Here is an 8,166-nt window from a genome sequence, read left to right on the forward strand (position 1 = left end):
ACCAACATCCGCGCCGACATCAACCCGAACACCGGTGAGATGAAGCTGCAGCGGCTGATGGAAGTGGTCGAGAAGGTCGATGACTACGCCACGCAGATCGCCATTTCCTCGGCTCGCGAGCGCAATCCCGACGCCCAGCTCGGCGACTTCATTGCCGAACAGCTGCCGCCCATGGATTTCGGCCGCATCGCCGCCCAGTCGGCCAAGCAGGTCATCGTCCAGAAGGTCCGCGAGGCCGAACGCGACCGCCAGTATGACGAGTACAAGGACCGCATCGGCGAGATCGTCAACGGTACCGTCAAGCGCGTCGAATACGGCAATGTCATCGTCGATCTCGGCCGCGGCGAAGCGATCATCCGTCGCGATGAGCTGATCCCGCGCGAGAACTACAAATATGGCGACCGCGTCCGCGCCTATGTCTACGATGTGCGCCGCGAGCAGCGCGGCCCGCAGATTTTCCTGTCGCGCACCCATCCGCAGTTCATGGCCAAGCTGTTCACCATGGAAGTGCCGGAAATCTATGACGGCATCATCGAGATCAAGTCGGTCGCCCGCGACCCAGGTTCGCGCGCCAAGATCGCCGTCATCTCGCGGGACTCATCGATCGATCCGGTCGGCGCCTGCGTCGGCATGCGCGGCAGCCGCGTCCAGGCGGTCGTCGGCGAATTGCAGGGTGAGAAGATCGACATCATTCCGTGGTCGCCTTCTGCGGCGTCCTTCATCGTCAATGCGCTGCAGCCGGCGGAAGTCGCCAAGGTCGTGCTCGACGAGGATGCCGAACGCATCGAAGTCGTGGTTCCCGACGACCAGCTGTCGCTGGCCATCGGTCGCCGCGGCCAGAACGTGCGTCTGGCTTCGCAGCTGACCGGCTGGGATATCGATATCCTGACCGAAGCCGAAGAATCCGAGCGCCGCCAGAAGGAATTCGTCGAGCGTTCGTCGCTGTTCATGGAAGCCCTCGACGTCGACGAGATGGTCGGCCAGGTGCTGGCCTCCGAAGGCTTCACCAGCGTTGAGGAAGTCGCTTATGTCGATTCCGGCGAGATCGCCTCTATCGATGGTTTCGACGAGGACACCGCTTCGGAGATCCAGACCCGCGCCCGCGAATATCTGGAGAAGATCGAGGCCGAGCACGACGACAAGCGCAAGGCGCTCGGCGTTTCGGACGAATTGCGCGAAATCCCCGGCGTCACCACCGCCATGATGGTGACGCTTGGCGAGGACGGCGTGAAGACGATCGAGGATTTCGCCGGCTATGCCGCCGACGACCTGACCGGCTGGAAGGAACGCAAGGACGGCGAGACAAAAGTCTATCCGGGCGTGCTGGCCAATCATGGCGTGACCCGCGCAGACGCCGAACAGATGGTTCTGGCCGCCCGCCTCAAGGCCGGCTGGATCACCGAAGACGAGCTTGCAGCCGAAGAAGTCTCGGCTGACGAAGCCGTTGGTGCGTGAGGTGAAACCGCATCGCACCGAACCCGCCCTTGGACGAGATGAACGATCGCACCTGCATCGTTACGCGCAAACAAGCCGAACCGGATGATCTGATCCGGTTCGTCGTCGGCCCGGATTCGGCCGTCGTTCCCGACATCAAGAGAAATCTGCCCGGCCGCGGTTGCTGGGTGAGCGCCGACCGCCTACATATCGACAAGGCTGCGGCGAAGAACCTCTTTGCCCGCGCCTTCAAGGCACAGGTGGTCGTGCCGCCCGATCTTGGCGGCATGGTCGACGGGCTGCTTTCCAGGCACGCTCTGGGCATGCTTGGTCTTGCCCGCAAGGCAGGCGCAATTTCGCTTGGTGCTACCAAGGTCGAGAGCGCGGTGCGCGGCGGATTGGCGCTTTTCGTGCTGCATGCTTCCGAGGCGTCCGATGACGGCGTGCGCAAGATCAGCCAGGCGCGACGGGCGACGGTCCATCTCGGTGGGCCCGCTATCCTTGCCTACAAACTTTTCTCCGAGGCCGAGTTGAGCTTGGCATTGGGGGGTACAAATGTGATACATGCTGCCGTTCTCGCGGGAGACGCGGGCAGGGCGGTCCAGAAGCGCATGGTTGCGCTCGACCGGTATCGGGGCGGTTCCCCGGACGATCTGGCAATGCTTGCGGCTGTTGCTGACGAAGATGATGCCGCAGAGGATATGGAATGAGCGATACGAAATCGGGTGACGACAATACGCTGAGTGTGACGCCGAAGAAGACCTTGACGCTGAAGCGCCCCGGTATGGAACAGGGCACTGTGCGCCAGAACTTCTCGCACGGCCGCACCAAGCAGGTCGTCGTCGAAACCAAGAAGCGCAAGTTCTCGATGCCCGGCGACAAGCCGGAGCCTGTTGCCGCCCCCGTCTTCACACCGAAGCCGGCGGTCGTGGCCGCACCCGTCGTCGTGCCGGAAGCACCGAAGGCGCCGCCACCCCCGCCGCCCCCGGCCCCGGTCGAGCGCAGCGGCATGGTGCTGAACGAACTGTCGCGCAGTGAAATGGAAGCACGCCGCAGGGCGCTCGAGGGCTCGAAGGTTCGCGAGGTCGAGGACCGCCAGCGCGCCGCCGAGGATGCCAAGCGTCGCGCCGAGGACGAAGAGCGCCGCAAGCGCGAACGCGATGAATCCGCGCGCCGCCAGGCCGAGGAAGAAGCACGGTTGCAGACCGAGGCCGAATCCCGCCGTCGGGCCGAGGAAGAGGCGCGTCGCCGCGCGCCATTGGCTGCCGAACTGGCAACAGTCGATGACGAGGAAGTGGCCAAGCCGAAGCGGGTTGGTGCCGGCGCACCGGTGCGCCGTCCGGTCACGCCTGAAGTGGCGCGTCCGGCCAAGCCGACCAAGAGCGAGGAAGATCGCCGCCGTGGCAAGCTGACGCTGAATTCGGCATTGTCCGACGAAGATGCGCGAGCCCGTTCGCTGTCGTCGATGCGTCGCCGCCAGGAAAAATTCAAGCGCGCGATGCACAATGAGCCGCGCGAGAAAGTCATGCGCGAAGTGATCCTGCCAGAGACCATCACCATCCAGGAACTGGCGCAACGCATGTCCGAGCGCGCGGTCGACCTGGTCAAGTTCTTCATGAAGCAGGGCCAGATCCTGAAGCCGGGCGACGTCATCGACGCCGACACGGCCGAGCTGGTCGCCACCGAATTCGGCCACACGGTCCGCCGCGTCGCCGAATCCGACATCGAGGAAGGCCTGTTCAACATCGCCGACAATGCCGAGGACCTGGTTTCGCGTCCGCCGGTCGTGACGATCATGGGTCACGTCGATCATGGCAAGACCTCGCTGCTCGACGCGATCCGCAACGCCAATGTCGTCTCCGGCGAAGCCGGCGGCATCACCCAGCATATCGGCGCCTACCAGGTCGAGAAGAATGGTCACAAGATCACCTTCATCGACACGCCCGGCCACGCCGCCTTCACGGCGATGCGTGCTCGTGGCGCCCAGGCGACCGACATCGCCATCCTGGTGGTTGCGGCCGATGACAGCGTCATGCCGCAGACGATCGAATCGATCAGCCATGCCAAGGCGGCCGGCGTTCCGATCATCGTGGCGATCAACAAGATCGACAAGCATGATGCCGATCCGCAGAAGGTGCGCTCCGAACTGCTGCGCCACGAGGTTTTCGTCGAATCCATGGGCGGTGAAGTTCTGGACGTCGAAGTGTCGGCGACCAAGGGCACCAATCTCGACAAACTGCTCGAGGCGATCCTGCTGCAGGCCGAAATTCTCGACCTGAAGGCCAATCCGGACCGTACCGCCGAAGGCGTCGTCATCGAGGCCCAGCTCGACAAGGGCCGTGGTCCCGTTGCCACCGTGCTGGTGCAGACCGGCACGCTGATGCCGGGCGACATCCTCGTTGCCGGCAATGAATGGGGCCGGGTGCGTGCGCTGGTCAACGATCGTGGCGTGCAGATCAAGGAAGCGCCGCCGGCGATGCCGGTGGAAGTGCTTGGCTTGCAGGGCACCCCGCAGGCCGGCGATCGCTTCGCCGTGGTCAACAACGAGGCCCGTGCCCGCGAGATCACCGAATACCGCCAGCGTCTGGCGCGCGAGAAGGCGGTTGCCAAGCATGCCGGCCAGCGCGGTTCGCTCGAGCAGATGATGTCGCAGTTGCAGACAAGCGGGCTGAAGGAATTCCCGCTGGTCATCAAGGGCGACGTGCAGGGCTCGATCGAGGCGATCAACGCCGCACTCGACAAGCTCGGTACCGACGAAGTGCGTGCACGCATCGTCCATGCTGGCGCCGGCGCCATCACCGAAAGCGACGTGTCGCTGGCCGAGACTTCGGGTGCCGCGATCATCGGCTTCAACGTCCGCGCCAACGTCCAGGCACGTGCCGCTGCAGCGGCGGCTGGCATCGAGATCCGCTACTACTCGATCATCTACAACCTTGTGGATGACGTGAAGGCGGCTCTGTCGGGCCTGTTGTCGCCGGAGCGTCGCGAGACTTTCATCGGCAATGCGCAGATCCTCGAAATCTTCGACATCACCAAGGTCGGCAAGATCGCCGGCTGCCGTGTCACCGAAGGCAAGGTCGAGCGTGGTGCGGGCGTGCGCCTGATCCGCGACAACGTCGTCATCCACGAAGGCACGCTGAAGACGCTGAAGCGCTTCAAGGACGAAGTTTCGGAAGTCCCCGGCGGCCAGGAGTGCGGCATGGCCTTCCAGAACTACGAGGACATGCGCGTCGGCGACGTCATCGAGTGCTTCCGCGTCGAGATGGTGACCCGGACACTCTGAGTTCGAGTGACTTGTCCATACCGGGCGGTGGTCGAAAGGCCGCCGCCCCAAGTCTATTGAGAATGCCCATATGAGACATGCGGCACGGTTCCATCCCGCGCCTCACGCTTTCAGGATTGAGAAAAATGCCCCGTCCAACCGCATCCAGCCCATCCCAGCGCATGCTGCGCGTCGCCGAACAGGTGCGCCATGCGCTATCCGAAACCCTGCAGCGCGGCGAGATCATCGATCCGCTGATCGAGAACACCGTGGTGTCGGTCTCGGAAGTGCGCATGTCGCCCGATTTGAAGGTCGCTACCGCTTTCGTCTCGCCGCTCGGCGCCAAAGATGCCGATGCGGTGGTCGAGGCGTTGAACAAGCATGCGAAATTCGTCCGTGGCCGTGTCTCCGGCGCGCTGCGGCAGATGAAGTTCATGCCGGAGTTCCGCTTCAAGCTCGACACCTCCTTCGACAATTTTGCCAGGATCAACGACCTCTTGAAATCGCCGGAAGTGGCGCGCGATTTGGGTCCTGAGGACCAGGAAAACGCAGACCAGGACAAAGACGACAACAAGGACACCGAATAGTGGCGCGTCGCGGCAAGAAGAAGGGCCGGCCGATCTCGGGCTGGCTGATCCTGGACAAGCCGGTCGGCATGGGCTCGACCGAAGCCGTCTCCAAGATCAAATGGCTGTTCCAGGCGGAAAAGGCCGGCCATGCAGGCACGCTCGACCCGCTGGCGTCCGGCATGCTGCCGATCGCGCTTGGCGAGGCTACCAAGACCGTGCCTTACGTGCAGGACGGCGCCAAAATCTATCGCTTCACCGTTGCCTGGGGACAGGAGCGTTCGACCGATGACCTCGAAGGTCCGGTGACGAAAGAATCCGACCTGCGTCCGTCGGAAGCCCAAGTGCTCGCCCTGCTGCCGAAATACACCGGCGTCATCATGCAGACGCCGCCGCAATTCTCGGCCATCAAGATCGCAGGCGAGCGCGCCTATGATCTGGCCCGCGACGGCGCGACGGTCGACATACCCGCGCGAGAGATCGAGATCGGCCGTCTGGACGTTGTCGAGCATGGCGCCGACCATACTGTTTTCGAGGTCGAGTGCGGCAAGGGCACCTATGTGCGCTCGCTGGCCCGCGACATGGGCCGCGACATCGGCTGCTTCGGTCACATCTCCGAATTGCGCCGGGTCGAGGTCGAGCCGTTCACCTCGGAAGACTTCGTCACCATCGCCGAACTGGAAGCCGCCCGTTTCGGTGTGGAGGAGGTCGACAGCTCGGACACGACAGAAGCCGCTGACAAGGCAGAGGCTGCCGACAAGGTGGAAGCGCCAATCGACTTCGACGCCATCGATGCGCTTCTGGTCGACACATCGGCTGCCCTCGATTGCCTGCCGCAGATCGCCATCAGCGATGACGCGGCAACCAAGATCCGCCTCGGCAACCCGGTCATCATCCGCGGCCGCGACGCACCGGTGGAAGCCGAAGAAGCCTGCGCCACGGCGCGCGGCAAGCTGGTCGCCATCGGTGCCATTGAGCAAGGCATGTTCAAGCCCAAGCGGGTCTTTGCCGGTTGATTCCTGTCGTCTAATGTCGAGGCGAGGACTCGCACGAGGGGAATATGGCAAAGGCTGAGACCGTGAAGACGCGGGCACCGGCGAAAACGCGGCGGCCGCCGGTCGGTGCGTCGCCCGGCACGCTGATCGCCGACCCGTCGGCGCGTCGCTCGGAACTGCGTCTGACGCTGATCTCGCCCGAAAAATTCAAGACTATCGAAAATGCCAGCATCGACGACCTCAACACCCATTGCCACAAATGGCCGGTCCTCTGGCTCGACTGCACCGGCCTCGCCAACATCCCGCTGATCGAGGAGATCGGCCGCATTTTCAGCCTGCATCCGCTGGCGCTGGAGGACGTCGTCAACACCGGCCAGCGGCCTAAGGTCGACTTCTTCGAGGACCATGCCTTCGTCGTCGTCAGGATGATCGACGATGTCACCTCGCACCGCTATGAGCAGATCGCCGTCTTCTTCGGCAGCAACTTCGTCGTTACCTTCCAGGAGCGGGAAGGCGATCCATTCGATCCGGTGCGCAAGCGCATTGAAAGTTCGGCGCCCAACCGGCTGCGCGCCCGCGGCGCCGACTATCTTGCCTATGCGCTGATCGATGCCATCGTCGACAGCTATTTTCCGCCGATCGAGGCCGCCGGTGACATGGTCGACAGCATCGAGGACCAGATGCTGCATTCGCCGCACAAACACCAGATGCGGCAGCTGCATGAATTGCGGCGTGACGCCAACGTGCTGAAAGGCGTGCTGTGGCCGATGCGCGATGCGCTGGCGACGCTGATCCGCAACGATGTGCCCTATGTGAAGGCCGAGACCAAGATCTTCCTCAACGACACGCTCGACCATGCGCTCAGGCTGATCGAGCTGGTCGAGACCCAGCGCGATATGCTGACCGGCCTGATCGAGATGCACCTGTCGCTGAGCCAGGCGCGCACCAACGACGTTATCAGCTATCTCACCATCGTCTCGGTCATCTTCATGCCGCTCACCTTCCTGGTCGGCATCTGGGGCATGAATTTCGATCCGGAGTCTTCGCCCTGGAACATGCCGGAACTGAAGGCCTACTACGGCTATCCCTTGTCGCTGCTGTTCATGGCGCTTGTCGCGTTCGGGCTGATCGCCTTCTTCAAATGGAAGAAATGGCTTTGACAGGGATAAACCTGCCATTTTGGCCTGAAAAGCCGGCTTGTGAATTGGGCTGGTGTTTTCCGGGGAATTGCACTATATGCGCCGCAGCTTAGCGCTATGACGCTTTGCTTGCACCGGCCCCTGCTGGACGACATCCCGGCTGAGGGCGACCCGTTTCCTCAAACAGATAAGGAAAAACACGATGTCGATTACTGCCGAGCGCAAACAGGAATTGATGGGTGAATTCGCAACCGCCAAGGGCGATACCGGGTCTCCGGAAGTCCAGGTGGCCATCCTTTCCGAGCGCATCAAGAACCTGACCGACCATTTCAAGGACCACAAGAAGGATAACCATTCCCGCCGTGGTCTGCTTGCTCTCGTCTCCCAGCGCCGCAGCCTGCTTGATTATCTCAAGCGCAAGGACGACGCGCGCTACCAGACGCTGATCGAGAAGCTCGGTCTGCGTCGTTGACGAATTGACCGGCGGGCTTTCGAAGGAGAGCCCGCCGGTCGCGCATTCTGCCAGTCGTATCGACTGGCCAGACCCGGTTTCGATCGTGCAGAGGGCACTCGAAACCGCCCATGGACGGTCATGGGGCAGGATTGCAGGACGCTCGCGCGCGCACCGCGCCGAAATCACCCGAGCCTCCCGTTGTCTTGCCCGTGGCTGCCCGAGAAAGGAAGCCAGGGAAAGGGCATCTCCGCGCACCGTGAAACGGCGCGGCCCTTTCCTCATATTAAGGACAAGAGATGTTCAATCACCACAAAGT

General features: G+C 62.8%; 7 protein-coding genes. All 7 read left to right on the forward strand.

Annotated elements, in window-relative coordinates:
• Positions 1-1,455: transcription termination factor NusA (nusA, locus tag EN884_RS16565; protein WP_128360634.1), on the forward strand; the 1,455-nt coding region annotated here is incomplete at its 5' end.
• A gap of 38 nt (positions 1,456-1,493) precedes the next feature.
• Entirely contained in the window at positions 1,494-2,144 is a 651-nt protein-coding gene (locus tag EN884_RS16570; protein ID WP_024503463.1) for an RNA-binding protein, read from the forward strand.
• Positions 2,141-4,717, forward strand: a complete 2,577-nt coding sequence (gene infB, locus EN884_RS16575; protein ID WP_013527894.1) for a translation initiation factor IF-2 — start codon at positions 2,141-2,143, stop codon at positions 4,715-4,717. The genes EN884_RS16570 and infB overlap by 4 nt, the downstream gene beginning before the upstream one ends.
• Positions 4,718-4,842: 125 nt before the next feature.
• A complete protein-coding gene (gene rbfA, locus EN884_RS16580) occupies positions 4,843-5,283 on the forward strand; it encodes a 30S ribosome-binding factor RbfA (RefSeq protein WP_024503464.1) in 441 nt (146 codons plus the stop codon).
• Positions 5,283-6,278: a tRNA pseudouridine(55) synthase TruB gene (gene truB / locus EN884_RS16585; protein ID WP_013527892.1), complete on the forward strand. Its 996-nt coding sequence runs from the start codon at positions 5,283-5,285 to the stop codon at positions 6,276-6,278. Before rbfA ends, truB begins: the two co-directional genes overlap by 1 nt.
• 44 nt (positions 6,279-6,322) lie before the next feature.
• A complete protein-coding gene (gene corA / locus EN884_RS16590; RefSeq protein ID WP_063169994.1) occupies positions 6,323-7,417 on the forward strand; it encodes a magnesium/cobalt transporter CorA in 1,095 nt (364 codons plus the stop codon).
• Positions 7,418-7,556: 139 nt separating this feature from the next.
• Positions 7,557-7,868 carry a 30S ribosomal protein S15 gene (rpsO, locus tag EN884_RS16595; protein WP_269470859.1) on the forward strand — a complete coding sequence of 104 codons (312 nt, stop codon included), beginning with the start codon at positions 7,557-7,559 and terminating at the stop codon, positions 7,866-7,868.
• Positions 7,869-8,166 lie beyond the last annotated feature (298 nt).

This window comes from Mesorhizobium sp. M7A.F.Ca.AU.001.01.1.1, assembly GCF_004022735.1.
Taxonomy (GTDB): Bacteria; Pseudomonadota; Alphaproteobacteria; order Rhizobiales; family Rhizobiaceae; genus Mesorhizobium; species Mesorhizobium ciceri.

Coding starts and splice junctions, on each gene's coding strand:
- EN884_RS16570 (WP_024503463.1), top strand. CDS start 1,494: ATGAACGATCGCACCTGCATCGTTACGCGCAAACAAGCCGAACCGGAT.
- infB (WP_013527894.1), top strand. CDS start 2,141: ATGAGCGATACGAAATCGGGTGACGACAATACGCTGAGTGTGACGCCG.
- rbfA (WP_024503464.1), top strand. CDS start 4,843: ATGCCCCGTCCAACCGCATCCAGCCCATCCCAGCGCATGCTGCGCGTC.
- corA (WP_063169994.1), top strand. CDS start 6,323: ATGGCAAAGGCTGAGACCGTGAAGACGCGGGCACCGGCGAAAACGCGG.